This is a genomic window from Streptomyces sp. NPDC020807 (genome assembly GCF_040641575.1).
Classification (GTDB): Bacteria; Actinomycetota; Actinomycetes; order Streptomycetales; family Streptomycetaceae; genus Streptomyces.
On sequence record NZ_JBFADU010000053.1, the window covers coordinates 2,753 to 4,045 of the forward strand.

The 1,293-nt window shown below is 56.7% G+C and carries 1 rRNA gene (running past both ends of the window); it reads left to right on the forward strand.

The features are described 5' to 3' along the window. Positions 1-1,293: ribosomal RNA gene (locus AB0G79_RS33245) — 23S ribosomal RNA — on the forward strand (it extends past both window edges: 729 nt to the left, 1,269 nt to the right).

A 1,293-nucleotide genomic window follows, 5' to 3' on the forward strand; every position in this document is an offset into this window, starting at 1 on the left:
ACCTCGTGACTGCGTGCCTTTTGAAGAATGAGCCTGCGAGTTTGCGGTGTGTTGCGAGGTTAACCCGTGTGGGGAAGCCGTAGCGAAAGCGAGTCCGAATAGGGCGATTTAGTAGCGCGCTCAAGACCCGAAGCGGAGTGATCTAGCCATGGGCAGGTTGAAGCGGAGGTAAGACTTCGTGGAGGACCGAACCCACCAGGGTTGAAAACCTGGGGGATGACCTGTGGTTAGGGGTGAAAGGCCAATCAAACTCCGTGATAGCTGGTTCTCCCCGAAATGCATTTAGGTGCAGCGTCGTGTGTTTCTTGCCGGAGGTAGAGCACTGGATAGGCGATGGGCCCTACCGGGTTACTGACCTTAGCCAAACTCCGAATGCCGGTAAGTGAGAGCACGGCAGTGAGACTGTGGGGGATAAGCTCCATGGTCGAGAGGGAAACAGCCCAGAGCATCGACTAAGGCCCCTAAGCGTACGCTAAGTGGGAAAGGATGTGGAGTCGCAGAGACAACCAGGAGGTTGGCTTAGAAGCAGCCACCCTTGAAAGAGTGCGTAATAGCTCACTGGTCAAGTGATTCCGCGCCGACAATGTAGCGGGGCTCAAGCGTACCGCCGAAGTCGTGTCATTGCAGCACATACTCCCAACGGAGGCTGTGATGGGTAGGGGAGCGTCGTGTGCCGGGTGAAGCAGCCGCGGAAGCGAGTTGTGGACGGTTCACGAGTGAGAATGCAGGCATGAGTAGCGATACACACGTGAGAAACGTGTGCGCCGATTGACTAAGGGTTCCTGGGTCAAGCTGATCTGCCCAGGGTAAGTCGGGACCTAAGGCGAGGCCGACAGGCGTAGTCGATGGACAACCGGTTGATATTCCGGTACCCGCTTTGAAACGCCCAATATCGAGCCCATTAATGCTAAGGCCGTGAAGCCGTTCCGGACCCTTCGGGGAAAGGAAAGTGGTGGAGCCGTCGACCCAAGGTGGTAGTAGGTAAGCGATGGGGTGACGCAGGAAGGTAGTCCAGCCCGGGCGGTGGTAGTCCCGGGGTAAGGGTGTAGGGCGTGTGATAGGCAAATCCGTCACACATATAGCCTGAGACCTGATGCCGAGCCGATTGTGGTGAAGTGGATGATCCTATGCTGTCGAGAAAAGCCTCTAGCGAGTTTCATGGCGGCCCGTACCCTAAACCGACTCAGGTGGTCAGGTAGAGAATACCGAGGCGTTCGGGTGAACTATGGTTAAGGAACTCGGCAAAATGCCCCCGTAACTTCGGGAGAAGGGGGGCCATCACTGGTGATCGGA